Annotated in this window: 27 protein-coding genes; 14 read left to right on the top strand and 13 right to left on the bottom strand. The window is 63.6% G+C overall.

All coding sequences use genetic code 11. The annotated features are described in order from the left end of the window. Nucleotide 1 precedes the first annotated feature (1 nt). The gene (locus ACX4ZE_RS11040; RefSeq protein ID WP_480273268.1) at nucleotides 2-337 is read left to right on the top strand and encodes a biotin/lipoyl-containing protein; all 336 of its coding nucleotides are present in this window, start codon (nucleotides 2-4) and stop codon (nucleotides 335-337) included. Next, complete coding sequence (locus ACX4ZE_RS11035) at nucleotides 222-635, top strand: acyl-CoA thioesterase (protein ID WP_480273267.1); 414 nt, start codon at nucleotides 222-224, stop codon at nucleotides 633-635. The genes ACX4ZE_RS11040 and ACX4ZE_RS11035 overlap by 116 nt, the downstream gene beginning before the upstream one ends. Before the next feature lie 455 nt (nucleotides 636-1,090). On the opposite strand, the gene ACX4ZE_RS11030 is transcribed toward ACX4ZE_RS11035, so the two are convergent. From ACX4ZE_RS11030 to ACX4ZE_RS11020, 3 genes are read right to left on the bottom strand one after another with little or no spacing between them, the layout of a single operon-like run. Continuing rightward, the gene (locus ACX4ZE_RS11030; protein ID WP_480273266.1) at nucleotides 1,091-2,521 is read right to left on the bottom strand and encodes an NAD(P)(+) transhydrogenase (Re/Si-specific) subunit beta; all 1,431 of its coding nucleotides are present in this window, start codon (nucleotides 2,519-2,521) and stop codon (nucleotides 1,091-1,093) included. Continuing rightward, on the bottom strand, nucleotides 2,521-2,859 hold the full coding sequence (locus ACX4ZE_RS11025) for an NAD(P) transhydrogenase subunit alpha part 2 (protein WP_480273265.1): 339 nt from the start codon (nucleotides 2,857-2,859) through the stop codon (nucleotides 2,521-2,523). Before ACX4ZE_RS11025 ends, ACX4ZE_RS11030 begins: the two co-directional genes overlap by 1 nt. After that, nucleotides 2,859-3,977, bottom strand: a complete 1,119-nt coding sequence (locus ACX4ZE_RS11020) for a Re/Si-specific NAD(P)(+) transhydrogenase subunit alpha (protein ID WP_480273264.1) — start codon at nucleotides 3,975-3,977, stop codon at nucleotides 2,859-2,861. Before ACX4ZE_RS11020 ends, ACX4ZE_RS11025 begins: the two co-directional genes overlap by 1 nt. A gap of 386 nt (nucleotides 3,978-4,363) precedes the next feature. Between ACX4ZE_RS11020 and ACX4ZE_RS11015 the strand changes: the two genes are divergently transcribed. Genes ACX4ZE_RS11015 through ACX4ZE_RS11005 form a run of 3 tightly spaced genes read left to right on the top strand, consistent with a single transcriptional unit; the run spans nucleotide 4,364 to nucleotide 6,321 of the window. Continuing rightward, nucleotides 4,364-4,822, top strand: a complete 459-nt coding sequence (locus ACX4ZE_RS11015) for an HIT family protein (protein WP_480273263.1) — start codon at nucleotides 4,364-4,366, stop codon at nucleotides 4,820-4,822. After that, nucleotides 4,822-5,658 carry a maleylpyruvate isomerase family mycothiol-dependent enzyme gene (locus ACX4ZE_RS11010; RefSeq protein ID WP_480273262.1) on the top strand — a complete coding sequence of 279 codons (837 nt, stop codon included), beginning with the start codon at nucleotides 4,822-4,824 and terminating at the stop codon, nucleotides 5,656-5,658. The genes ACX4ZE_RS11015 and ACX4ZE_RS11010 overlap by 1 nt, the downstream gene beginning before the upstream one ends. A gap of 9 nt (nucleotides 5,659-5,667) precedes the next feature. Then, entirely contained in the window at nucleotides 5,668-6,321 is a 654-nt protein-coding gene (locus tag ACX4ZE_RS11005; RefSeq protein ID WP_480273261.1) for a Type 1 glutamine amidotransferase-like domain-containing protein, read from the top strand. 89 nt (nucleotides 6,322-6,410) lie between these two features. Here ACX4ZE_RS11005 and ACX4ZE_RS11000 read toward each other — a convergent pair whose 3' ends face one another. Continuing rightward, nucleotides 6,411-6,731 (bottom strand): hypothetical protein, encoded by a 321-nt coding sequence (locus ACX4ZE_RS11000; protein WP_480273260.1) that lies wholly within the window; start codon nucleotides 6,729-6,731, stop codon nucleotides 6,411-6,413. Nucleotides 6,732-6,988: 257 nt separating this feature from the next. Between ACX4ZE_RS11000 and ACX4ZE_RS10995 the strand changes: the two genes are divergently transcribed. Then, nucleotides 6,989-8,341 (top strand): FAD-binding oxidoreductase, encoded by a 1,353-nt coding sequence (locus ACX4ZE_RS10995; RefSeq protein ID WP_480273321.1) that lies wholly within the window; start codon nucleotides 6,989-6,991, stop codon nucleotides 8,339-8,341. 42 nt (nucleotides 8,342-8,383) lie between these two features. After that, entirely contained in the window at nucleotides 8,384-8,668 is a 285-nt protein-coding gene (locus ACX4ZE_RS10990) for a GNAT family N-acetyltransferase (protein ID WP_480273259.1), read from the top strand. Nucleotides 8,669-8,882: 214 nt separating this feature from the next. On the opposite strand, the gene ACX4ZE_RS10985 is transcribed toward ACX4ZE_RS10990, so the two are convergent. The 4 genes from ACX4ZE_RS10985 to ACX4ZE_RS10970 form a co-directional block, all read right to left on the bottom strand. Beyond that, entirely contained in the window at nucleotides 8,883-10,040 is a 1,158-nt protein-coding gene (locus tag ACX4ZE_RS10985; RefSeq protein ID WP_480273258.1) for an acyl-CoA dehydrogenase, read from the bottom strand. Between the two features lie 220 nt (nucleotides 10,041-10,260). Continuing rightward, complete coding sequence (locus ACX4ZE_RS10980) at nucleotides 10,261-10,932, bottom strand: TetR family transcriptional regulator (RefSeq protein WP_480273320.1); 672 nt, start codon at nucleotides 10,930-10,932, stop codon at nucleotides 10,261-10,263. A 184-nt stretch (nucleotides 10,933-11,116) separates the two neighbouring features. Beyond that, nucleotides 11,117-11,632 (bottom strand): 5-(carboxyamino)imidazole ribonucleotide mutase, encoded by a 516-nt coding sequence (gene purE / locus ACX4ZE_RS10975; protein WP_480273257.1) that lies wholly within the window; start codon nucleotides 11,630-11,632, stop codon nucleotides 11,117-11,119. Further along, nucleotides 11,625-12,845, bottom strand: coding sequence for a 5-(carboxyamino)imidazole ribonucleotide synthase (locus tag ACX4ZE_RS10970; RefSeq protein WP_480273256.1), 1,221 nt, complete (start codon nucleotides 12,843-12,845; stop codon nucleotides 11,625-11,627). The genes purE and ACX4ZE_RS10970 overlap by 8 nt, the downstream gene beginning before the upstream one ends. Nucleotides 12,846-12,884: 39 nt before the next feature. Between ACX4ZE_RS10970 and ACX4ZE_RS10965 the strand changes: the two genes are divergently transcribed. Then, nucleotides 12,885-13,424 carry a GtrA family protein gene (locus ACX4ZE_RS10965; protein ID WP_480273255.1) on the top strand — a complete coding sequence of 180 codons (540 nt, stop codon included), beginning with the start codon at nucleotides 12,885-12,887 and terminating at the stop codon, nucleotides 13,422-13,424. A gap of 1 nt (nucleotide 13,425) precedes the next feature. Here ACX4ZE_RS10965 and ACX4ZE_RS10960 read toward each other — a convergent pair whose 3' ends face one another. From ACX4ZE_RS10960 to ACX4ZE_RS10950, 3 genes are read right to left on the bottom strand one after another with little or no spacing between them, the layout of a single operon-like run. After that, nucleotides 13,426-14,733 (bottom strand): sensor histidine kinase, encoded by a 1,308-nt coding sequence (locus ACX4ZE_RS10960; protein WP_480273254.1) that lies wholly within the window; start codon nucleotides 14,731-14,733, stop codon nucleotides 13,426-13,428. 1 nt (nucleotide 14,734) lies between these two features. Then, nucleotides 14,735-15,412, bottom strand: a complete 678-nt coding sequence (locus tag ACX4ZE_RS10955) for a response regulator transcription factor (RefSeq protein WP_480273253.1) — start codon at nucleotides 15,410-15,412, stop codon at nucleotides 14,735-14,737. Between the two features lie 16 nt (nucleotides 15,413-15,428). Continuing rightward, nucleotides 15,429-15,974: a PH domain-containing protein gene (locus ACX4ZE_RS10950; RefSeq protein WP_480273252.1), complete on the bottom strand. Its 546-nt coding sequence runs from the start codon at nucleotides 15,972-15,974 to the stop codon at nucleotides 15,429-15,431. 189 nt (nucleotides 15,975-16,163) lie between these two features. On the opposite strand from ACX4ZE_RS10950, the gene ACX4ZE_RS10945 reads away from it, so the two are divergent. Continuing rightward, nucleotides 16,164-17,117: an acyl-ACP desaturase gene (locus tag ACX4ZE_RS10945; RefSeq protein ID WP_480273319.1), complete on the top strand. Its 954-nt coding sequence runs from the start codon at nucleotides 16,164-16,166 to the stop codon at nucleotides 17,115-17,117. A 97-nt stretch (nucleotides 17,118-17,214) separates the two neighbouring features. Here the strand turns inward: ACX4ZE_RS10945 and ACX4ZE_RS10940 are convergent, their stop codons facing one another. Beyond that, nucleotides 17,215-18,018 (bottom strand): biotin--[acetyl-CoA-carboxylase] ligase, encoded by an 804-nt coding sequence (locus tag ACX4ZE_RS10940; RefSeq protein WP_480273251.1) that lies wholly within the window; start codon nucleotides 18,016-18,018, stop codon nucleotides 17,215-17,217. A gap of 182 nt (nucleotides 18,019-18,200) precedes the next feature. On the opposite strand from ACX4ZE_RS10940, the gene ACX4ZE_RS10935 reads away from it, so the two are divergent. The 3 genes from ACX4ZE_RS10935 to ACX4ZE_RS10925 all read left to right on the top strand — a co-directional run bounded on the left by ACX4ZE_RS10935 (nucleotide 18,201) and on the right by ACX4ZE_RS10925 (nucleotide 20,959). Beyond that, the gene (locus tag ACX4ZE_RS10935; RefSeq protein WP_480273250.1) at nucleotides 18,201-19,841 is read left to right on the top strand and encodes an acyl-CoA carboxylase subunit beta; all 1,641 of its coding nucleotides are present in this window, start codon (nucleotides 18,201-18,203) and stop codon (nucleotides 19,839-19,841) included. Nucleotides 19,842-19,988: 147 nt separating this feature from the next. Next, nucleotides 19,989-20,330 carry an acyl-CoA carboxylase epsilon subunit gene (locus ACX4ZE_RS10930; protein WP_480273249.1) on the top strand — a complete coding sequence of 114 codons (342 nt, stop codon included), beginning with the start codon at nucleotides 19,989-19,991 and terminating at the stop codon, nucleotides 20,328-20,330. Beyond that, complete coding sequence (locus tag ACX4ZE_RS10925) at nucleotides 20,327-20,959, top strand: nucleoside triphosphate pyrophosphatase (RefSeq protein WP_480273248.1); 633 nt, start codon at nucleotides 20,327-20,329, stop codon at nucleotides 20,957-20,959. The genes ACX4ZE_RS10930 and ACX4ZE_RS10925 overlap by 4 nt, the downstream gene beginning before the upstream one ends. Here ACX4ZE_RS10925 and ACX4ZE_RS10920 read toward each other — a convergent pair. After that, nucleotides 20,888-21,664 carry a helix-turn-helix transcriptional regulator gene (locus tag ACX4ZE_RS10920; protein WP_480273247.1) on the bottom strand — a complete coding sequence of 259 codons (777 nt, stop codon included), beginning with the start codon at nucleotides 21,662-21,664 and terminating at the stop codon, nucleotides 20,888-20,890. The two genes, ACX4ZE_RS10925 and ACX4ZE_RS10920, sit on opposite strands and share 72 nt — an antisense overlap. 166 nt (nucleotides 21,665-21,830) lie before the next feature. Between ACX4ZE_RS10920 and ACX4ZE_RS10915 the strand changes: the two genes are divergently transcribed. Both ACX4ZE_RS10915 and ACX4ZE_RS10910 read left to right on the top strand, forming a co-directional pair. Next, entirely contained in the window at nucleotides 21,831-22,754 is a 924-nt protein-coding gene (locus ACX4ZE_RS10915) for a sulfurtransferase (RefSeq protein WP_480273246.1), read from the top strand. Nucleotides 22,755-22,962: 208 nt separating this feature from the next. Beyond that, the gene (locus ACX4ZE_RS10910; protein WP_480273245.1) at nucleotides 22,963-24,768 is read left to right on the top strand and encodes an acetyl/propionyl/methylcrotonyl-CoA carboxylase subunit alpha; all 1,806 of its coding nucleotides are present in this window, start codon (nucleotides 22,963-22,965) and stop codon (nucleotides 24,766-24,768) included. The last annotated feature ends 90 nt before the right edge of the window (nucleotides 24,769-24,858 follow it).

The raw sequence follows: 24,858 nt of genomic DNA, 5'->3' as shown, positions 1-24,858 counted from the left end.
TGTGGTGGAACTGAATCAGACCATCGCGGAGGTAGAGACGGCCGAAGCGGTGGTTTCGCTGCCATCGCCGTTCACGGGCCAGGTCACCGAATTGCTGGCGCGACCTGGCAATACCGTAGCGGTCGGCGCACCGCGGCGGCGATGCACACCAGCACCAGCACCATCCCACAGACCAGGAGTTGGACGGACCACCGGTCCGGGCAGCCACCTAGAATCGGCGAATGCGTTCCGAGTATGTGCATTGGGAGACCGTCCCGACCCGGTGGAAAGACAACGACGTGTACGGACACGTCAACAACGCCGTGCACTATTCGCTGATGGATACTGTCATCAATGATTGGCTTATCCGTACCGGCGGCCTGGATATCCACAATGGCGGGATCATCGGCTTGTGCGTCGAGTCCCACTGCAACTACAAGGGATCTGTTTCATATCCAGAACAGATCCGGGTCGGCTTGCGAATAGGACACTTGGGAGCATCCAGTGTTCGCTACGAGCTCGGCCTGTTCAAGTCGGACGGGGAGACCATCGCTGAGGGCCATTTCATCCACGTGTTCGTGGACCGCGAGACACGACGCCCAGTACCCATCGAGGAGCCGCTGCGCTCCCACATGCAAAAACTCGTTGTGGAGTAGAACGCAGATATACGAAGTGACACCAGCGACGATTGGAGCACATTCGAAACTCAGGGCCATTGCTCCCGCTAGTGTTTACAGCCAGTCGACGTCAACCGACCAGTCGATGTCAACCGACTCGGGTTCGAACAGCCGGCCCCTTTGTCGATGATCCCCCTCTTGGCAGATGGCTCCAAAACTTCCATAACAGGAATATTTCTGCTGGAAATTTTCCAGCACTGTGCCTGATATCGCCGTTTCATTGTTTTGTTTGTCGCAAAGATATACGTGCGAACTCATGTATGCTCGTTGAGCATCCGCCCCCTCGGTCTACACCGGCCGCCATTTAGTGCGGAGCGCCGTCGGCGGCTCACCGATCTGGTCGGCGAACCGCCACGGCTACTGCTCTACGCAGGCTGCTCCTCGGTCACTTCGTCAAGCAGGAGACCGAGCACCCTGCTGTCGAAACGACTGCCTTATAACGCCTTCAGCTCTTCGGTGACCGCCCCGACGGATTTCTTCGCGTCGCCGAACAGCATGGCGGTGTGGTCGGCATAGAACAACGGATTGTCGATACCGGCGAAACCGGAGCTCATCGAGCGCTTGAGCACGATGACGCTCCTGGCCTGGTCGACGTTGAGCACGGGCATGCCGTAGATCGGGCTGGCGGCGTCTTCCCTGGCGGCCGGGTTGGTGACGTCGTTGGCCCCGATCACCAAAGCCACGTCGGTGCGGGCGAATTCGCCGTTGATCTCGTCCATTTCCTTGAGTGCGTCGTAGGGCACTTCGGCTTCGGCGAGCAGCACATTCATGTGGCCGGGCATACGGCCCGCGACCGGGTGGATGGCATACTTGACCTCCACCCCTCTGGCCTCCAGCAATGTCGCCATCTCTTTGACCGCGTGCTGCGCCTGCGCGACGGCCATACCGTAGCCGGGGACGATGATGACCTGGTTGGCATACGCCATTTGGATCGCAGCGTCCGCCGCGGAAGTGGCCTTGGCCTGTTTCTGCTCGCCACCCGCACCACTGACAGCCGTACCGCCGCCGCCGAATCCACCGGCGACGATAGCCGGGATGGACCGGTTCATCGCCTTCGCCATCAGGTTGGTCAGAATACTGCCGGAAGCGCCGACGATCATGCCCGCGACGATCATCGCGGTATTGTTCAACGCCAGACCGGCTGCCGCGGCCGACAAACCGGTCAGAGCGTTGAGCAGCGAGATGACCACGGGCATATCCGCGCCGCCGATCGGCAGCACCACCATCAGGCCGAGCACACCGGCCAGCACCAGTACCGCGATCATCCACAGCTGCGACACCCCGCCACCCGTGGCACCGATGCCGATCACCACCGCTGCGGCGATCGCGCCGAGCAGCAACAACAGATTCAGCGGCTGCTGCAGCTTGCCGATCCCGATCGGATGCCCTGGCAGGATCTCCTGCAATTTGCCGAACGCGATCAGCGAACCCCAGAACGACACCGAGCCGATGATCGCCGCGAACAGCGAGCCGATCACGATATGTACGGTGGGTTCCTCCTCGAGGTGTGAGAAGCCCTCGGAATTGATGAACTCCGACCAGGCGATCAGGGCGACCGTGCCACCACCTACACCGTTGAACGCGGCCACCAGCTGCGGCATCGCGGTCATCTTGGTATAGCGGGCCGGCGGCACGCCGAGCACCACGCCGACCACCAATCCGGCGATGATCAGAATCCAGTTACTGGTGTGCCGGATCGAGATCAGTGTCGCCACCACCGCGATCGCCATGCCCACTGCGGCGATCTGATTGCCGCGCACCGCGCTCTTCGGGCCGGTCAAGCCCATCAGACCATAGATGAACATCGAGAACGCCACGATGTAGAGGCCATTGACCAGATAGGTCACATTGTCGAAGGTATGCATCAGATATCGGCCTTCTCGGCAGTCTCGCCGGTGTCCTTCTTCCCGGTGGCTTTCTTGGCCTTGAACATACCGAGCATGCGGTCGGTGACCACGAAGCCACCGATGACGTTCAGAGTGCCGAAGACCACCGCGACGAACAGGATCACCTGGGTCAGGACCGACGGATCCTGTTTGTTGCCGAGTGTGACCAGCGCGCCGAGCACCACGATGCCGTGGATGGCATTGGTGCCCGACATCAGCGGGGTGTGCAAGGTGTTGGGCACCTTGGAGATCACAGCGAAACCGACGAACCCGGATAGCACCAGGATCGCGATGTTCGCCAGCAGGTCGGTGTACATCAGGCCTCCACCTCACGGGTGACGCAGGAATCCGCCAGCACTTGATCGCTGAAGTCCGGTGCGAGCTTGCCGTCGACCAGCATCAACTCCAACAATGCCGCGATGTTCTTCGAGTACAGCTCGCTGGCGTGCTCGGGCATGGTGGCGGGCAGGTTCAGCGGGGAGGCGATGGTCACCTCATGCCTGACCACGGTCTTGCCCGGCTCGGTCAGTTCGCAATTGCCGCCGGTCTCCCCGGCCAGATCCACGATCACACTGCCCGGTTTCATGCCCTCCACCGCCGCGGCGGTCACCAGGCGCGGCGCGGGACGGCCTGGTACCAGCGCGGTGGTGATCACCACGTCGAAGCCTTTGATCGCGTCCTCCAGTGCTTGCTGTTGCGCGGCTTTCTCCTCCTCGGTCAGCTCACGCGCGTAGCCACCCTCACCGGTGGCGGCGATCCCCAGGTCCAACCACCGCGCGCCCACCGAGCGCACCTGATCGGCCACTTCGGGTCGTACGTCATAACCGGTGGTCCGCCCACCGAGACGCTTGGCCGTGGCCAAGGCCTGCAGGCCCGCGACACCCACACCGAGCACCAGCACCGTCGCGGGCTTCACTGTGCCCGCCGCGGTGGTCAGCATCGGGAAGAACCGTGTCGACTCCGAGGCCGCCAGCAGCACCGCCTTGTAGCCGGCTACGTTCGCCTGCGATGACAACGCGTCCATCGCCTGCGCGCGCGAGATCCGCGGTATCGCTTCCACTGCGAAAGCCCGTACCCCCGCAGCCCGTAGCGCATCGATCTGGTTGTCCGTGTTCCGCGGCGCCAGAAACCCGATCAGGGTTTGTCCCGCCGACAGTTTCCGTACTTCGTCGTCGTTGGGCGGGGCCACTTTCACCACCACGTCAGCCGACCAGGGATCGCCGATCGAAGCACCCGCTTCTGTGTAGGCGCGGTCCGGAATCAGCGCGCCTTGGCCTGCTCCTGGCTCGACGACGATCTCGATGCCCTGCCCGAGTAGACTCGCGATGACCTTCGGCACCAATGCGACACGTCGTTCGCCCGCGTTGAACTCGCGAACGACTCCGACACGCGTGCCACGTGACGATGGATCGCCCACGCTCTGCGTTGTCTCCACTTGTCAGACTTCCTTTTCGTGCTGAGCTTCAGGCAATAGGTAGACGGCCGGACACTGTTGCTCTCGGGTAAGTTGACTCGAATTCCTCGCAACTGTACCCGGCACGCGGTGAGCTGAGCCGAGACGCCCGTCACACATGCTGAGTGAATCGTACCGATACACCGGAATTTCTGGTTGTTATGAAGCCGCTCGACAGCTGCCGAACGCCGGCTCGCCCGCTTTCGTTCTCGATACTCGGTACTACGTTCGATCCCAGCGCACTCAACTGCCAGGTTACGGAATTCCCTGTGGTCACAGGCTCGGTGTGTCGCCGATGGCGAGGCGAATCGGGCTCGATCCGTACCAGGGGCTGTTCCACTCGGCTCTTACGCCGTATGGTCCAGCATGTGAACGACTGCGTCTTCTGCCGCATCGCGGCAGGCGAGGCCCCAGCGGCAAAAGTGTATGAGGACGACACCCTCTGCGCGTTTCTCGACATCCGACCGATCGCCCGCGGCCACACATTGGTCATACCCAAGCAGCACGCCGCGGAATTGACGGACCTCGATGCCGAGCTCGGCGCTCGGATCTTCCGCACCGGGCGTCAACTCGCGCTGGCCGTCCGACACAGCAGCCTCGCTGCGGATGGGGCCAACTTGGTACTGAACGATGGCACGGCCGCCTTCCAGACCATCCCGCACGTTCATTTACATGTGGTTCCCCGTAAACACGGCGATATCCTGCGGTTCGCCAAGGGATTCCTGCTGCGCCGCTCGCATGACCCGATCGGCACAGCCGCCGCCGTACGAGCCGGTATGGCGGCATTGGACAACGGGGGCGAAACCCCGGAAAAGAGAGTCGACTGATGACCGAAACCACGGACCGGATCACGCAGATCAACCTGCTGTCGAAGCAGTGGGACAGGATCGAAGCATTGGTCCGCGCCCTGGACGAGAAACGCTGGCGCACCCCATCGTCACTGCCCGGCTGGACTGTGTTCGATGTCGTCGCGCACATCATCGGCACCGAGTCCTGGCTGCTCGGCGATCGTCCGCCCGCACACGACCCGACCAGGATCAAGACCGACGTGCGTGCCCTACCCTACGTGCGCAACGAGACCGCGGTACTCAACGAAATCTGGGTGGACCGGCTGCGCCCACTGTCCGGCGCCCGGCTGCTCGAGCTCTACCGCGACGTCATCGACCGCAGGCTTTCGGCGCTCCAGGCGATGAGCGACGCCGAGTGGGAGAAAGAAACCAACACGCCGGTCGGACAAGTGAGTTATGGCAGGTTCATGCGGGTGCGGTTGTTCGACTGCTGGATACACCAGCTCGATATCACCGACGCACTCGGTACACAGGCCGAGGAAGGCGGGCCGTGCGGGGAGCTGGCCTTCGCCGAGTTCGCGGGCAATATCCCGCGCACAGTGGTCAAGAAAGGCGGGGCACCGGACGGGTCGCGGATCACCTTCGTATTGAGCGGGCCGCTGGCCAGGACATTGCACATCCAGGTGGCAGGCCGGGCAAGCTACGTCGATGCGTTCGATGAACCAGCAACAGTAGAAATCAGCATGGACAGCAGTCTTTTCGTGCGACTTGGTAGCGGAAGGGCCACTGCCGAAGAGCACCTCGACGAGATCACCGTGACCGGTGACATCGAGCTCGGGCAGCAGGTGGTTCGTCACCTGGCCTTCACATTCTGAAGCAAGCCGGTGCGACTGTTCCTGTCCAGCTACCGTTTCGGAGCTCACTACGATCGGCTGATCGCGCTGGCGGGCGCGCCCGGCTGCGTCGCGGTGATAGGAAATGCTTGCGACGCGTGGCCTGAGATGCGGGCAGCGGCAGTCACCAGCGACCTGGTGCCGCTGCGCGATCTAGGATACGTCCCGACGGAACTCGACCTGCGCGAGTTCATCGGGCGCACTACAGAATTGGCGCGGCAGCTGATCGATTTCCCGCTGGTGTGGGTGCGTGGCGGGAATACCTTTGTGCTGCGTGCCCAGTTCGCCCGCAGCGGGGCGGATCGTGTCCTCACCCAGCTGCTCGCCGACGACACATTGGTCTACGCGGGCTACAGCGCGGGCGCGTGTGTGCTAACCCCGGATCTCCACGGCCTCGACTCCGTCGACGACCCAGCCGAAGTAGCATCGGCCTGCGGTATCGAACCACAATGGGATGGCCTGGGTTTGGTCGATCGCGCCATCGTGCCGCATATCGGTTCCATGACCGATCCAGACGGTAGCTGTGGTCGGCTCGCCGCCCGCTACCGGGCCGAGGGCGTCACACACTGGGCGCTCACCGACAATGACGCGATCATTGTCGACGGATCACGGACCGAGGAACTGATCACGCCGGTGGCGCGGTGAACGCCTCATCCGCCGCGTCCGCTCACGCGGCGGATAGGCAGGCGAACCGGGATCGGCGGCGGATGAACAGCTGGAGACCGGGAGGCGGCTCAGCCGATTCGCGCCTGAACAGGTTCGCTTAGGATCTGATCCAGATCGGACCATGCCGCGAGACACCGCCGCCGGGTGACATCGTCGGCCGTCGCCAGCAGCGCTTCCAGCAATTCCCGCGGATCGCGGCGCCAGCCGTCCGCCAACTCGGCGAGTGCCTCCTTACCGAAGATACCGGAGCGATCCAGCGCGTTCAGCCATTCACCGTGGTCACCCGTATGCACCCGGCGCAGCATATGGGGGTCGACGCCACCGTCGACGAATTCGCCGGAAAACATCGCGGAGACCAATTCCCGGCGACTATATTGTCCACTCTGCATCCGTTCCATCCCTTCGAGTGATATGCGTAGTACCCGTAACACAGAGCAAACCGCATGATGGCCGACGCCCGATGTGATGGCGCCGGGTGAACTCGATACCCCAACGGTCAAACCCCTATCCGGCATTGTGGCTCGCCATGGGCAAGAATGCCACCGAGGTAGGAAACGTCACATTCCGGTTCGCCCGCCTACTACCCGTAACGACGCAGGCGAATCAGCAAATATCGGGCATAAAGGTTAGCGTGAGAGATGTGGACATGGATGATCTGATCGCCTGTCTCCCCGACGGCGCGGTACTCACCGACCCCGGATTGCTCGCGGGCTACCGGCAGGATTGGGCGCGTGATCCGAACGCGGGCACCGCCCGCGCCGTGGTACGCGCCACCAGCACCGATGACGTGGCCGCGACACTGCGCTGGGCTACCGCCCACGGTGTACCTGTGGTTGCGCGCGGCGCGGGGTCCGGGCTGTCCGGCGGCGCGACAGCCGTCACCGGGGCGATCGTGCTCAGCACCGAACGGATGCGCGCGATTTCGGTCGATCCGGTAACGCGGACCGCGGTGGTACAGCCGGGGCTGCTCAACGCGGAAGTCAAACACGCGGTCGCCGCATACGGCCTGTGGTATCCACCCGATCCCTCGTCATTCGAGATCTGCTCGATCGGCGGCAACGCCGCCACCAATGCGGGCGGGCTGTGCTGTGTGAAGTACGGCGTGACAACCGATTACGTCCTCGGCATGGAAGTGGTACTCGCCGATGGCACTCCTGTTCGGCTCGGCGGTCCTCGGCTGAAGGACTCGGCGGGATTGTCATTGACCAAGCTGTTCGTCGGCAGCGAAGGCACGCTCGGCGTAATCACCGAACTGACCTTGCGACTGCTGCCTGCGCAGCCTCCACAGAGCACCGTCGTCGCGACCTTCGGCACGCTCACCGCGGCGACTGAAGCGATCCTGGCGATCACCGGCGAGCTACGGCCATCGATGCTCGAGTTCATGGACTCGGTGTCGATCAACGCCGTAGAGGACGAATTGCGGATGGGCTTAGACCGCACCGCGGCCGCGCTCCTGGTCGCGCGCTCCGACGCCCCCGGCGAATTCGCCCGGCACGAAGCCGAGACCATGGCTGCGGCCTGCGAGAAGGCTGGCGCGACAGAAGTTTTCCATACCGACAACCCCGAAGATGGCGAAGCCTTCTCCGCTGCAAGGCGTTTCGCAATTCCCGCCGTAGAGAAACTCGGTCCGCTGCTCCTGGAGGACGTCGGGGTACCACTGCCCCGGCTCGGCGACCTGGTCACCGGCATCGCCGCGATCGCCGAGCGCAACGCGGTGACGGTCTCGGTGATCGCGCACGCGGGCGACGGCAATACCCATCCGCTGATCGTGCACGATCCGTCCGATCCGGACCACTCCGCGCGAGCACACCGCGCCTTCGGCGAGATCATGGACTTGGCCATCGCACTCGGCGGCACCATCACCGGCGAGCATGGCGTCGGCCGATTGAAGAAGGCCTGGCTACCCGATCAGCTCGGCCCCGATGTCATGGCCCTGACCCGGCGCATCAAGGACGCGCTCGACCCGAACGGAATCCTCAATCCCGGCGCGATCCTCTGACGGGCGCCGGAACATTTCCGCAAGAAAGGAGTTGTCCGCATTATGACGACCAAGCTGAAGCACAACGTCGCCGACACCCGTTTCGAGATCTACATAGATGACGCTCTGGCCGGGTACGCCGACTACGCCGAACGCGAAGCCTCCAAGGTCCGCGACTTCCACCACACCATGACGTTCCCCGAGTTCCGTGGCCGCGGCGCAGCCGCCCAGCTCGTGCGGTACGCCCTCGACGACTCCCGCGCCGCCGGCTTCTCCGTCGTCCCCACCTGCTGGTACGTCGAGAAGTACATCGCCGATCATGCCGAGTACGCCGACCTGGTGGTCTAGCCTACTGATACTGCGGGCAATCACGGCGACAACAGAAGGGCATCTCGAGACAGAACGCCCTGGATTTCTCGTCGCGCACCTACACGCATGTGGTGCCGCCGAGCTGTCAGCGAGCACGGAATGCGATCGAAGGAATGTCCGGGCGGCCTGTGTCCTTTGACGGCCTGAGATGCGATCCCAGGCACGCCCGAACATCCCGCGATCTAGAAAAACCTCACTTGAGCAGGGCGCGCGACATGACAAGACGCTGGATCTGGTTGGTGCCCTCGTAGATCTGGGTGATCTTGGCGTCGCGCATCATGCGCTCCACCGGGAAATCGGTGGTGTAGCCGGCGCCACCGAACAGCTGTACCGCGTTGGTGGTGACTTCCATGGCGACATCGGAGGCGAAGCACTTGGCGGCGGCGGAAATGAAGCCGAGGTTCTGCTCGCCGCGTTCGGCACGGGCGGCTGAGCTGTAGACCATCAGGCGAGCGGCTTCGATCTTCATCGCCATATCGGCGAGCATGAACTGCGTGTTCTGGAAGTCTGCGATCGACTTGCCGAACTGCTTGCGATCCTTGGTGTAGGCGATCGCCGCGTCCAGCGCGCCCTGAGCCAAGCCGACGGCCTGCGCGCCGATGGTCGGGCGGGTGTGGTCGAGGGTCTGCAGCGCGGTCTTGAAACCGGTGCCCGGCTCGCCGATGATGCGATCACCCGGCACCCGGCAGTTCTCGAAATACAACTCGGCAGTGGGCGAGCCCTTGATGCCGAGCTTGTGCTCGAGCGGGCCGACCACAAAGCCCTCGTCCTCCTTGTGCACCAGGAATGCCGAGATACCGTTGGCTCCCTTATCAGCGTCGGTCACGGCCATCACGGTGTACCAGGAGGACTCGCCGCCATTGGTGATCCAGCACTTGGAACCATTGATGACCCAGTCGTCGCCCTCCTGCTTGGCCCGGGTGCGCATACTTGCCGCGTCCGAACCCGCCTCGCGCTCAGACAGCGCGTAGGAGGCCATTTCACCGTCGACGATGTCGGACAGCACTCGCTGGTTCAGTTCTTCCGATCCGTTCAGGATCATCCCCATGGTGCCGAGCTTGTTGACCGCGGGGATCAGCGAGGACGAACCACACACTCGGGCGACCTCTTCGATCACGATGCAGGTAGCCACCGAGTCCGCCCCCTGGCCACCATACGCCTCCGGCACATGCACGGCGTTGAAGCCGGAGGCGGTCAGCGCGGTCAGCGCCTCTGCGGGGAAACGGGCGCTGCCGTCGACGTCTTTGGCATGCGGGGCGATCTCCTTCTCCGCGAGAGCGCGGATCGCGGCACGCAGCTCATCGTGGAAGTCCTCCAGCTTGAACAGGTCGAAATCGGGATTTCCCGCCATCGGATTCACTCCTGGTCGTCGGTGATGGTCGTCGGTGATGGTCACTGAATTTCTCTGAGCGAATCCAGCACAGCATCAATCTAGCGGCACTGAGTGCCAAACTAAAGACGATTGTACGCACTTATATCCCGACCACATGCGGAGTCATCATGGCACTTAGTGTCAGACCGGCGATATTCCGAATACAACCCACTCTGGTCTATGCCACAGCGCACTGAGGTCACAACGCCGCGAGTTTGTGGGCGAGCAGTTCGGCGACCTGCCCTGGCGCGGTACCACGGGGAAATACCGCGACAACCACTTCGTCGGCGTTCGTCGTGCGGACAGCACCGCGCGGAAGGACGGCCAGTTCCCTGCGCAGATCCGCCGCACCCGCCGCCGACTCCCCTCGCACCATCCGGCGCAACAAGTAATTGTGCGTCGCCGCTACGGACGCGGTGAACTGCACCCGTGCCAGATCCGGCACATCCGGCAGCCGCTCACGGAGGTAATCGGTGAACAATCGCTGGTAGCGGAATACCGTGACGATCTCCCGTTCGCGCAATGTGGGTACCCGGCGCACCACTTGGTATCGTCGCGCCGCGATTTCCCGCCACTGGGTGAATCGCTCGAACACTCCCACCGCCGCCACGCATACCGCCTCCCACGGATCTTCCCGCGCGGCCAACAGATATTCCTGGGCTTGCGCCAGCTGGTATTCGTGATCGGCGAAGACCACGTCTTCTTTCGAACGGAACTGCCGGAAGAACGTCCGTCGGGAGATCCCGGCGGCTTCGGCGATCTCATCCACCGTCGTCGCCTCATATCCCTTCTCGGCGAACAGCCGCAGCGCTTGATCCACCACCGTCAGCCGAAAATGCGCGGGGCCATCCCCGCTTCTTGGGCGGGTGATGTCGCCGGTAACGGCATCCTCCTGGTCGCGAAATACCGGGGTTCCTCCTGCGCTGCGATGTGGCGCTTTGGTGGGTTCCTGTTTCACAGGGACTCGCTTCCCGTAAGGCACTACCCGCCCGAGCCGGGCGGTGCGGTGCGAGCTGTGGCCGAAGCCTTGGCACGTCCGCTCCGTGGCTTCCGGCTCAACCCAGGAGCTTGGTACGCAGAGCGTCATCCTTGACCATGACCATCTGTTCGAGTCCGGCCTGGAACTGTTCCATGCGGTCCCGAAGAGCCGGATCGTGCGCGGCGAGGATACGCACGGCGAGCAGACCCGCGTTACGGGCACCGCCGATGGAGACGGTAGCCACGGGGACGCCTGCGGGCATCTGGACGATGGATAGCAGCGAGTCCATCCCGTCGAGGTATCTGAGTGGCACCGGGACACCTATCACCGGCAGCGGGGTGGCCGAAGCGACCATACCGGGTAGATGAGCCGCGCCACCTGCCCCTGCGATGATGACCTTCAGCCCACGGCCTGCGGCAGCACGTGCGTAGTCCAGCATGCGCTGTGGGGTGCGGTGCGCGGAGACGACACCCACCTCGAAGCGAATTCCGAATTCCGCCAAAGCTTCCGCGGCGGCTTCCATAGTGGGCCAGTCGGAATCGCTGCCCATGATCAAGCCTACCGCCGGGGTTGCGGCCTCTGTTTCACTCATGCGGATCCCATCCGTCAGTCCATACCGCGTGCGACATCCAATACGCCGCCCGCTCCGCTTTCTCCCGAACCTCGGCCACATCGTCGCCGAGGATGTTGATGTGCCCGATCTTGCGGGCGGGACGCTCGGTTTTGCCGTACAGGTGCACCTTCGCCTCAGGCATCCTGGCGAAAAGATGGTGCAATCGCTCATCCATCGACATAGCAGGAGCCTGCGGCGCACCGAGGATATTGGCCATCACGGTGACCTCGGCCAGCGGCGTGGTATCACCGAGCGGGTAGTCCAGTATCGCGCGCAGATGCTGTTCGAACTGTCCGGTGCGAGCGCCGTCCATACCCCAGTGCCCGGAATTGTGTGGGCGCATAGCCAGCTCGTTGACCAGCAATTCTCCGCCCACGGTCTCGAACAGCTCCACCGCCATCACGCCGGTGACACCGAGTCGCTCAGCGAGGTTCAGCGCCATGGCCTCCGCCGCCGTAGCTGTATTCTCCGGCAGCTCGGGCGCGGGTGCGATCACCACCGCGCACTGCCCGTCGCGCTGCACTGTCTGCACGACCGGCCACGTCGCCGCCTGCCCGAACTGCGACCGAGCCACCATCGCCGACAGCTCTCGCCTCAAGTTGATCCTCTCCTCCGCGAGCAACTGGACGCCATCAGCGAGCTGCTCGGTGACGATCGCCTCGGCCGCGGCAGCGGAATCGGGCATCCACACACCCCGCCCGTCGTAACCGCCGCGTACTGCTTTCAGCACGATCCGCCATTGGCGCTCCTGGCCGAATCGCATCACGTCGGCTATCGAGGTCACCGGAGTGAACACGGGTACCGGCAGTCCCAACTCCCGCAAGGTGGTGCGCATCGCCAGTTTGTCCTGCGCGTAGACCAGCGCCGATGGCGACGGCTGCACATTGACCCCCTCGGCGACCAGTGCTCGCAAATGCTCGGTCGGTACGTGCTCGTGGTCGAAGGTCAGCGCATGCGAGCCGACCGCGGCCTTGCGCAGTGCGGCTAGATCGGTATGACTGCCGAACACCACCTGGGAACTCACCTGTGCGGCCGGATCCTCGGCACGCTCGGCGAGCACGCGCAGTCGCTGCCCCAGGGCGATCGCTGCCTGATGGGTCATACGCGCCAACTGGCCACCGCCGATCATGGTGACGGTCGGCATTGCCAGTGGATCAAAAGAACGGGCGCTCACATCGGACAATATTGTCATGTCCGGGATGAATGACCGGTACCGGTACACTGTGCTGTTGTGTCACTCGTCGACGGTGTGGTCAACGCCCTCCCCGAACCGCTGCAAGATGTCGCATACCGGCATCGGGAATTGATCAAGTTCGCGATTGTCGGCGCGACCACTTTCGTGATCGACAGTGGCATCTTCTACCTGCTGAAATGGACGGTTCTCGCGGAGAAGCCCGTCACAGCCAAGATCATCTCCGGCATCATCGCGGTGATCGCCTCCTACATCTTGAATCGGGAATGGTCATTCAAGAACCGGGGCGGACGCGAACGCCATCACGAAGCGCTGTTGTTCTTCGGCGTCAGCGGTGTCGGTGTCGTCCTGGCCTTCACGCCGCTGTGGATCTCCAGCTATGTCTTCGACCTGCGCCAACCCAATGTAAGCTTCACCGTCGAGAACATCGCGGACTTCATCAGTGCCTTCGTGATCGGCAACTTGATGCAGATGGCCTTCCGATTCTGGGCGATGCGCCGCTGGGTCTTCCCGGACGAGATGAGCGAAATCGCCGCGGAATTCGAAGATCTCGTGGAGGAGGAATTCCGCCGCAGCTGAATCACCGAGGCTCGGAAACCACCGAGTTCAACGCTCGGACCTTCGAGGATCCGAGAAATACCGCGAACAGCGCGGGCCTGCGCCGCTGCAGTTCCAGTCGCCCTCCGTCGGCCTCGATCAACGCCCGCGCGAGTGCCAGCCCCACACCGGTCGAACCGCCCGCAGAGAAACCACGGTCGAAGATGTGCGGCGCCAATTCATCGCGCACGCCGCCGCCCTCGTCGGCGACCTCGACGCACACCAAAGATTCGCGGCCCGTCCCCGGCAACACCGAGCGCACCGATACCGTGCAGGTCCCGCCGCCGTGCATGAGCGCATTGTCCACCAGCACCGCCACCGCCTCGCGCAACCGCGAACCCGTAATCGGCGCGCGCAGCGACTGATCGCCGGTCAAGGTCAGTGTCCGCCCAGCCTCGGTGAACGGGTGGGTCCATTCGGCGACCACACCGCGCAGCTCGTCCATCACCGGCACCGGATCGCGGTCGGCCGCGTCCTCATCGCGGGATGCGCGCACCAAGTCGTCGATCGCGTCGGTGAGCCGGTCCACCTGGGCCATCGCCTCCTCTGACTCGTGCACCACCTCCGGATCTGTATGCGCGGAAAGCTCATCGAGGCGCAGCCGCACGGCAGTCAGCCTGCTGCGCAATTGGTGGGAGACATCGGCGACGAGGGCGTGTTCACGCTGGAGCCGACCGGCGATCTCCACAGTCGCCGAATCGAGCACATCGGAAACCCGGTCCAGTTCGGCAATGCCATGCCTGCGCGGATCTGGTCGGAAATCACCCATCGCCAGCCGCGCGGCACGCGCCGCGACATCGCGCAGCGGATCGGCCACCCGGCGCGCGGTGATCACCGCGACCAAAAAAGCCACGCCCAGCGAAGCGAGCACCGCCAAAGCCACCACTGCGACCGCTTGGCGCTGCCTGGCATGCATCGGCGCCGCAGGCACCTCCAATCGCAACGATCCTGAGGTGCCCATCGACAGTGACTCCACCAGCGGGTCCGGCACCTCGGCCACCCCGACATCACGACGGGAAGCACTGTCGCGCGCCGACGAAAAGACGATGGTGAGCCTGCCGTCGTCGGGGACCAGTGGCGCTACCGACCGGACATCCAGCTCTCCGAGCACCGTGCCATCGGTGTGCTCCTGCGCGACGATCTCTGCGGCGATCCGGTCCAGCCGGTTCTGTAGATCGTTACGGGTGATGTCCTCCACCCATAGCCAGGCCGTGTAGATGAGCGGCACACCGAGCACCACTGTCGTGAGAGTCAGCACGGTGAGCATCGAACGCAGAATGCGACGGCGCATGTCAATCGGTATTCAGCCGGAATCCGACTCCCCGCACGGTGACAAGGCGCCGTTCGGCCAGCGGACCCTCGTCACCGATCTTGCGGCGCAGCCACGACATGTGCATGTCCAGGGTCTTGGATCCGCGCAGCTCGGCGCCACCCCACACCTCACGCAAAATGGTCTCCCTGGGCACCACCTGACCCGCCCGGTCTATCAACACTTTCAACAGCTCGTATTCCTTGTTGGCCAAGTTGATTTCGACCCCGTTGACCAGTACCCGCCGCGCCGCCGGTTCCAGGCGAATACCGCCGACCTCGACCGTATCGTCTCCGAGCCCGCTACGCCGCAACAACGCCCGCACCCGGGCGAGGAGTTCGGCGAGCCGGAACGGCTTACCGACGTAGTCGTCGGCGCCCGCGTCCAGCCCGACGACGAAATCCACTTCGTCGGTGCGAGCGGTGAGCATCAGCACGGCCAGATCCGCTCCGCAGGCACGTACCTGACGGCATACCTCCAATCCGTCCATACCAGGAAGACCCAAGTCGAGGATGAGCAGATCATGGCTGCCCTGCAGCGCTCGCTGCAGCACAGCGGGGCCGAAACTCTCGACGGTCACCGCGTACCCCTCGCGGCTGAGCGCACGCGACAGCGGGGCAGCGATGGCCTCGTCATCTTCGGCCAGCAGTACAGCGGTCATACGCCCAGGTTACGGCTCACCGATATGTGCTGCTTCCATCCCAGCGTTCGTCATGCCCGTTGTGCTGCTGGTCGACTTCGAACACTTGGTGATACAGCAATGAGTGCACCCGCTGGACCGAGGGGATGTCGTCGTATTCCAGTGGCTCCGAAGAAGCCGACTCGATGGTCAGCGTCCCGGTCCCGAGCAACCGATCGAACAGCCCGTGTCGGAACTGAACGCTGGAGATCCGGCTCATCGGAATGTCGATACCGCTGTGGGTGAGCACTCCCTCCCGTACCAGCACCCTGCGGTCGGTGACGATGAAATGCGTCGATTTCCAGCTGATGATCGGTGCGACACAACGCCACCCGAGAATCATCAGGTACACCACGAGCACTGTGACCAGCCAGGCCGATCGCGTGGTGCCCTCGACCCGGCGCGAGACGAACCCGGCCGCGAATCCGGCGAGTGCGGTGGCGACGATGAGCGTCACGATCGGCCAGAAGAGCATTTTCCAATGCGGATGCCGATGGAGCAGCAACTGTTCGTCGGGCGCCAGCACATTCTCCGGATAACCCATGTCAGGCACCCTACCTCGTAAAGATGTCGGGATACCCTGCCACCACAGCGCGTCGTACCGCGCAATCGGCCATCCGCGTGTGACGATTCCGCGCAGCAGCTTTCTCTTCGAGCCGGCTTCAGTCCCGTCCAAGCGCACAGCACAACGCTCGGCACAACACTATCGCCGATTCCGACCGTGGAGGAACGACTGATCATGGAACTGACCCAACTGGAAATTCTGACCGAACTCGAACCAGTGGCCGAACAGAATCTCAACCGGCACCTGTCGATGGCGAAAGACTGGAACCCGCACGAATACATCCCATGGTCCGAGGGACGCAATTTCGCCGCCATGGGTGGCAAGGACTGGGCTCCAGGACAATCGAGGCTGAGCGAGGTGGCCAAGGTCGCCATGATCACCAACCTGCTCACAGAGGACAATCTGCCCTCCTACCACCGGGAGATCGCGCAGTATTTCGTCGAGGCAGGCCCTTGGCGCACCTGGGTGGACCGCTGGACTGCCGAAGAGAATCGCCACGGCATAGTCATGCGTGACTATCTGGTTGTCACCCGCGGTGTAGATCCGGTCGCCCTGGAAGAAGCCAGGATGATCCATATGACCAACGGCGCCCGATCGCCGGACGGCTGGGGCGGATTCCTCGAGGGCATCGCCTACGTCACCTTCCAGGAGCTGGCGACTCGGGTGTCGCACCGCAACACCGGCAAGGCATGTAATGACCCCATTGCCGAACGCATGCTGCAACGCATCGCCGCAGACGAGAACTTACATATGATCTTCTACCGCTCACTCTGCGGCGCGGCACTCGATCTGGTGCCGGACCAGGCGATGGTCGCGCTCACCAAAGTCGTGACGAACTTCCAGATGCCCGGCACGGGCATGCCCAACTTTCGCCGTAACAGCGTGCTGATAGCCAAGTACGGTATCTATGACTTGCGCCAGCATATGGAAGAAGTCATGGGGCCGGTGCTCAAACAATGGAATATCTTCGACCGATCCGATTTCGGACCACGCGGCGAACAGGCGCGCGAGGAACTCGCCCTGTTCATGGAGAAACTGGACAAGAACGTGATCCGGTTCGAGGAGCAACGCGACCGCTCACTCGCCCGCGACGCCGCGCGCGGCCTTACCTTGTCCGTCTGACCCCATGACAACCGGGTGCTCGGCGTGTCGGCGAGGACGACAGCCGAGTGGATCGGACAAAGCAGGTGGTGTTCACACCGCTCGCAGGCTCGGATAGTCAATCCTGCACGCGCAAGTGCGTGACATCGGCCGCGGATACCGCCTCGTCACCGATGAGCAGGCGACCGGCATCGTCGATACCATCAGCGATGCCGGTCAGCGTCCGACCGCCGGGCAACTCGGCGCGGACCGGGGTGCCGATCGTGGCGCACCGCTCCCGATAGGCGGCGGCCAACTCACTCGTCGCCCAACCCTTGTCCTGCCAATCGGTGAAGCGACGAGCGAACTCGGTCAGCAGCGCGCGGACGAGCACCGTGCGGTCGATCTGTTTCGCACCGGCGAGGGCAAGCGAAGTGGCATGTGGTACTGGCAACTCCGCCTCGGTAAGGCTGACATTGAGCCCGATACCGACCACTACCTTCGGTGTGGCGCCACCCGTCGCCACCTCGGCGAGGATGCCCGCGACTTTGCGCCCATCGATCAGCACGTCATTGGGCCACTTCAGTTCCGCGGGCGCGCCCGCGGTAGCCCGCAGCACGTCGACCACGGCGACGCCGGTCAGCAGCGACAGCCAACCCAGCGCGGTCGGAGCGACCCCGTCCACCTCCACCAGCAGCGACATCGCGAGTTGTGCCCGTGGCGGACCGACCCAGGTCCGCGTATGCCTGCCGCGCCCCTGCGACTGGCTCTCCGCAAGCAGCACCGCATGGCCGATATCCGGCTCTGTCGCGCGCGCGATCAGGTCGGTATTCGTGGACCCCGTCGACTCCACTATGTCGATCCGGGAAAAGAACGACAGCTCAGGCGACTCCAGAAGACTGCGCCGTAATAGCTCTGCGTTCAACGGTGACCTCTGCACCATGGCAGGTTACCCACCGTTCGGAGTGTTACCCGACTGAGCTCTACTCGTTCTCCGCCGCTGCGCCCCGGTGATCGACCAGGGGTTTCTTCCCATCGAAGCATGATCTAGCTGCGGTTTTCTACTTGTGGGTAGCGCAGTCTTGGGTTACCGAGTCGCACTGACACTGGTTACACTCCGGAGCCATGACGAATGTCCAGCAGCAGCCCGCGTCAGGTCCGGCGGGCTCACCCGATATCCACACCACCGCTGGGAAGCTGGCTGACCTTCGGAATCGGCTGGAAGAAGCCAAACACCCAGTGGGCGAGGCCGCGATCGACAAGGTGCACGCGAAGGGCAAGATGACCGCTCGTGAGCGCATCCTCGCCTTGCTGGACGAAGGGTCCTTCGTCGAACTCGATGCGCTGGCCCGGCACCGCAGCGTCAACTTCGGCCTGGAGAACAACCGTCCGCTCGGCGACGGTGTGGTGACCGGTTACGGCACCATCGATGGTCGCGATGTGTGCATCTTCAGCCAGGACGTCACCGTATTCGGCGGCAGTCTCGGCGAGGTCTACGGCGAGAAGATCGTCAAGGTGATGGACCTGGCCTTACGAACCGGCCGTCCGCTGATCGGCATCAACGAAGGCGCAGGTGCGCGCATCCAGGAGGGGGTGGTCTCGCTCGGCCTCTACGGTGAGATCTTCCATCGCAATATCCAAGCCTCCGGGGTGATTCCGCAGATCTCGCTGATCATGGGCCCGGCCGCAGGGGGGCACGTCTACTCCCCCGCGCTGACCGATTTCGTGGTGATGGTCGACGGCACCAGCCAGATGTTCGTCACCGGCCCGGATGTCATCAAGACGGTCACCGGCGAGGACGTCACCATGGAAGAACTCGGCGGCGCGCACACCCACATGACCAAGTCCGGCGTAGCGCACTACGTCGCCTCCGGCGAGCAAGACGCACTGGATTACGTGAAGGATCTACTGTCCTACCTACCGAGCAACAACCGCGCCGAGGCGCCCCGGTTCGCGGCCACCGATCCGATCACCGGCGCGATCGAGGACTGTCTCACCGACGAAGACCTGGAGCTGGACCGGATCATCCCGGACTCGCCGAACCAGCCATACGACATGCACGAGGTGATCTTTCGCCTACTCGACGACGATGAGTTCCTCGAGGTGCAAGCCGCGCGTGCGATGAATATCATCGTCGGCTTCGGCAGGATCGACGGCCGTAGCGTCGGCATCGTGGCCAACCAGCCCACCCAGTTCGCGGGGTGCCTGGACATCGATGCCTCCGAGAAGGCCGCGCGCTTCGTACGCACTTGCGACGCGTTCAACATCCCGATCATCACCCTGGTCGACGTTCCCGGCTTCCTTCCCGGCACCGAGCAGGAATACAACGGTATCATCCGGCGCGGCGCGAAACTCCTCTATGCCTATGGCGAGGCTACCGTGGGAAAGATCACAATCATCACTCGCAAGGCATACGGTGGCGCTTATGACGTCATGGGTTCCAAACACATGGGCGCCGATGTGAATCTTGCCTGGCCGTCTGCTCAGATCGCCGTCATGGGCGCATCCGGCGCCGTCGGATTCGTCTACCGCAAACAGCTGCAACAAGCCGCTAGTGAGGGCGAAGATGTCGATAAGTTGCGACTCGAGCTGCAGAACGAATACGAGGACACACTCGTGAATCCCTACATCGCCGCCGAACGCGGATACGTGGACGCAGTCATCCCACCATCTCACACACGCGGCCAAATCGTGTCCGCACTGCGATTACTCGAACGCAAAATGGTGACCCTTCCATCGAAGAAACATGGCAACATTCCGCTGTGACCGAGCGATATCCTCGAAAGCCGCGAACACTGATCGCAGAAAGGCATTGAGTGGACGAGAGGACGATCGCTTCGTCCATAGCTGGTCGATAATCGAAAGTCAGCCTGATCGGACCACCGTGATCAAGGCGAAGAGAGGATCTGCACTGTGACGACCGTGGCAGATGAAGATGTATTGAATGCCGTCGAACTGGACCTCACAGTCGATCCGGCCGCGGACCAGGCCGGTGCTGCCGTCACCCCGAGCGCAGAAGCCGCGACGCCCGTCGAAGCTACCGCGGAGCCGTTATTCCGTATCGTGCACGGCGGCTCGCCCACCGACGAAGAGCTCGCCGCCCTGGCGTGCGTGCTGTCCGCTGCCGCGGCCTGCGCCGCACCGAACGGTCCTTCCGGCCCGTCGGACCTGTGGGGCCATCCGATCACACTGCATCGCAGTGCCGCGCCGCTGTCTTCGTACGCTTTCGCACACGTGTCCCGCCTGTGCGGGTGACCCGACTGATTCTCGCTTCCGCGTCTCCTGCCCGCCGGGAAGTTCTCCGCTCGGCGGGCATCGACCCCATCGTCCGGGTTTCCGCTGTGGACGAGGACGCGGTGGCCGCCGCTCTTCCCGAAGGCACTTCCCCGCAGCAGGTCGTGGTAGAACTCGCTCGCGCCAAAGCGGCCGCCGTAACAGCGGACATTCGCGAGTTCTCGCATGATTGCGTTGTGGTGGCGTGTGATTCGATGCTGCTCTTGGACGGTGAACTGCAGGGCAAACCGCATACGCCCGAGATCGCGCGGGCCCGCTGGGGCGACATGGCCGGACGCAGCGCGGATCTCGTGACCGGACACTGTGTTGCGCGCCTACGCGACAATCGAGTCACCGCAGAGGTGGTCGACTGCAGCAGCACCACTGTCCATTTCGCCAAGCCAGAGCCCGATGAACTGGACGCCTACATCGCGACCGGCGAACCATTGCAGGTGGCAGGCGCTTTCACTCTCGATGGCTTGGGCGGCTGGTTCGTCGATCGCATCGACGGTGACCCGTCCAGCGTCATCGGAATCGGACTACCACTGCTGCGCCGGTTGCTTGGCGAGGTGGGGGTCGGCATTACGCACCTGTGGAGCCACTCGGCCTGATGGCGCGGTGAGCGCCTCGACACCGTCGACGACGGGCACCGTTGCCGCCTCCTGGATTCGGTCGCATCGCGCGGCGATCAATTCCAACCGCGCCACACACAGATCCGGTTCGACGAATGAATGCATCCGAACCTCGATCTCGCTCCGCGTGCCCGTGCGATCGAGCATCCCTTCGATCAGGCCCCGATGCACGCCACACACCACCTCGGAGTGTATCCGTGCGAGTTCGCGCAGCGGGCATGCCGTCAACCGGATCAGCGCCTTGCCCTCGCCCCCCGAAGCGGGATCGCGTTCGGGCGCGAAGCCGAGTTCCGACATCAACGTCATGGTGACTTCTTTGGCGTCTTCTAGTGATTCGATCCGGTGGTCGCCCGCGGCGAGCCGAGCACCCCACGCCCGGCCCGCCGCGATGGCGGCCTCCGACCTGCGCCGGGGATCCGGCCCCAACTGATCGGCGAGCACCTGCGCCAAATCCTGGTAACCGACCGATCGCTGCACCGCGCTGTAGCCGATACGCGGTCGCCCGCGTCCCCGCGGCGGCTGCTGGAATTGCCGGACAAGCGATTCTCGGGTGAGCACATCCAGATGAAATCGAACCGTGGTGACGTGCTGCCCAGTGATCCTGGCCAGTTCCTGGGCATCGAGCGGCTCATTGGTGCCACGTAAGATCGCGAGCAGTCGCCGCCGCGGCCAAGAATCCGACATAACTCACCCCTCCTTCCAGGAGACTTTATCGGATGTCGATGCCATTTATTCACCCCTTCATCCGATTCGTGATCCGAAACGGAGAGTCGCCGCCTCGCATCAACCATCGCCGTGCGACCCGAACAGTCGCAATCCACCGCCTACCCACGTTTGGAGGACCTACACCGTGCCTATTGCCCCGGATTCTCATTCCGCATTCAGTTCTTACGCAGATCCACACCGACTGGTAACCACAGAGTGGCTATCTGCAAACATAGGCGCGCAGGGGCTCAAGATCATCGAGGCGAACCACGACGCACTGCTCTACGACATCGGGCATGTTCCTGGCGCCATAAAACTGGATTGGCGAAATGACCTGAACAATCCGGTCACACGCGACTATGTCGATGGAACCCGCTTTACCGAATTGATGCGCGCCAAAGGAATCGAGCGCGACGACACCGTGGTGGTCTATGGAGATCGCGGTAATGCGCAGGCAGCGCATACAGCGTGGATATTCACTCTGTTCGGACACAAAGACGTGCGGTTACTCGACGGCGGGCGCGCTATGTGGATTTCCGAGGAACGCGACACCGTCTTCGAACCTGCTCACTGTGTGCGCAGCGACTACCCCGACGTTCGCCGCGATGACAGCACCATCCGGGCCTTTCGCGAGGACGTGCTCGCTCATCTCGGCAGGCCACTGATCGATGTGCGCTCCGCCATGGAATACCGCGGTGTGCCCACCCAGCCGGGTAGGCCCGGGGATGCGCTGCGCGGCGGACATATCCCCAATGCGTCGAACATCCCGTGGACCGAAGCGCTCACTTCCGACGAGCGATTCCGCCCACGCACCGAACTCGATGAAGTCTACCGATCCTTGGATGATCGCGACGACCTGATGGTCTACAGCCGGATCGGCGTGCGCTCCAGCCACACCTGGTTCGTGCTGACCCATCTGCTCGGCCACAGCACTGTGCGCAACTACGACGGCTCCTGGGCCGAATGGGGCAACTCGGTGCGCATGCCGATCGTCACGGGGGACTACCCCGGCGAGATCTCCCCGGATAGTGATTCACAGCGGATAGGCCACGCACAGATCCAGCGATAGACGGCGTACATTGTGATCTACGACCTACTGTCGAGTAGGGCTGGTCGAGTTCGGAGGCTGCTGGCAGACTGCCTACACTCGCCCGATACGTCAGTTTGTCGATTACGGGAGCGGAGCATGCGCAGCGACCCCGATCTACGGGAGCGTAGCCTGCGCAGCGACCCCAATCCCCCGCGAAGCGACCAAAAGAATGCACACAGGAGGCGCAGTGCCCAGTCACGCCAGCGCGCAGATTACAAAGGTACTCGTAGCTAACCGAGGCGAAATCGCCGTGCGCGTGATCCGGGCGGCCAAGGACGCCGGCATCGGTAGCGTCGCGGTATACGCCGAACCGGATGCTGACGCGCCGTTCGTGAAGCTCGCCGATGAGGCCTTTGCCCTGGGCGGTCAGACCTCGGCCGAGTCATATCTGGTGTTCGACAAGATCCTCGACGCCGCGACCAAGTCCGGTGCCGATGCCATCCACCCCGGTTACGGCTTCCTCTCGGAGAATGCCGACTTCGCTCAGGCAGTGATCGACGCGGGGCTGATCTGGATCGGCCCTTCTCCGCAGTCGATCCGCGATCTCGGTGACAAGGTCACCGCGCGGCACATCGCCGAGCGCGCGAATGCTCCGATGGCCGCAGGCACCAAGGATCCGGTGCGCAATGCCGACGAGGTCGTGGAGTTCGCCGAGAAATACGGAGTCCCGGTCGCCATCAAAGCCGCCTTCGGCGGCGGTGGCCGCGGGATGAAAGTCGCGCATTCCATCGAAGAGATCCCGGAGCTGTTCGAGTCGGCCACTCGCGAGGCGATCGCCGCCTTCGGGCGCGGTGAGTGCTTCGTGGAGCAGTACCTGGACAAAGCCCGCCATGTCGAGGCACAGGTGATTGCCGACGTCCACGGCAACGTGGTGGTCGCGGGCACCAGAGACTGCTCACTGCAGCGACGGTTCCAGAAGCTCGTCGAGGAGGCCCCGGCGCCGTTCCTTTCCGACGAGGTCCGCGCGAAGATCCACGCCTCGGCCAAGGCCATCTGCCGGGAAGCCGGCTATCACGGCGCGGGCACCGTGGAGTACCTGGTGCAGGGCGACACCGTCTCCTTCCTCGAAGTGAACACCCGACTGCAGGTCGAGCACCCGGTCACCGAGGAGACTGCGGGCATCGATTTGGTGCGTCAGCAGTTTCGGATCGCCAATGGTGAGGAACTGGAGATCACCGAGGACCCGATCCCGCGCGGACACGCCTTCGAGTTCCGCATCAACGGCGAGGACGCCGGGCGCGGCTTCCTGCCCGCGCCCGGTCCGGTCACCGTGTACAAGGAGCCGGCGGGCCCCGGCGTACGGGTGGATTCCGGCGTGGTGGCCGGCAGCGTGATCGGCGGGCAATTCGATTCGATGCTGGCCAAGCTGATCGTTACCGGCGAGAATCGCACCCAGGCACTGCAGCGGGCGCGGCGCGCGCTGGCCGAGTTCGAGGTCGACGGACTGGCTACCGTCATTCCGTTCCACCAGGCCGTCGTCGAAGACCCGGCGTTTGTCGGTGACGGCAAGTCGTTCGAGGTCTACACCAAGTGGATCGAGACCGAGTGGGTCAACACCGTCGAGCCCCACCACGGGGCAGGCGCGGCAGCCGACCAGGACGAGGAATTGCCGCGGCAGCGGGTCGTCGTCGAGGTCGGCGGGCGTCGAGTCGAGCTCTCCCTTCCCGGCAACTTCACCGTCGGAGCCGGTCCGAACGCGGCGGCAAGCAATGGCGGCGGCGTGGTCCGCAAGAAGCCCAAGCCACGCAGGCGCGGGGGCGCGGGAGCGGGGGCTGCTTCTGGCGACGCGGTCACCGCACCGATGCAGGGCACTGTCGTCAAGGTCGCGGTCGCCGAAGGCCAGTCGGTCGAGACGGGCGACCTGATCGTAGTGCTGGAAGCCATGAAGATGGAGAATCCGGTCACCGCGCACAAAACGGGTGTGGTTACCAGCCTCGCAGTCGAGGCAGGGGCAGCTATCACACAAGGCACAGTCCTCGCGGAAATCAAGTAGATACCCGGCGAACACCGGCAGGCGCGGGCTTCGTCGTCCACACCCGCTGGTGGCATTCGCGGCCCTTCGAGCCACCGCACACCGCCGCTT

This window comes from Nocardia sp. TBRC8007, from assembly GCF_056629435.1.
This window is presented reverse-complemented; position numbering and strand designations above follow the sequence as displayed.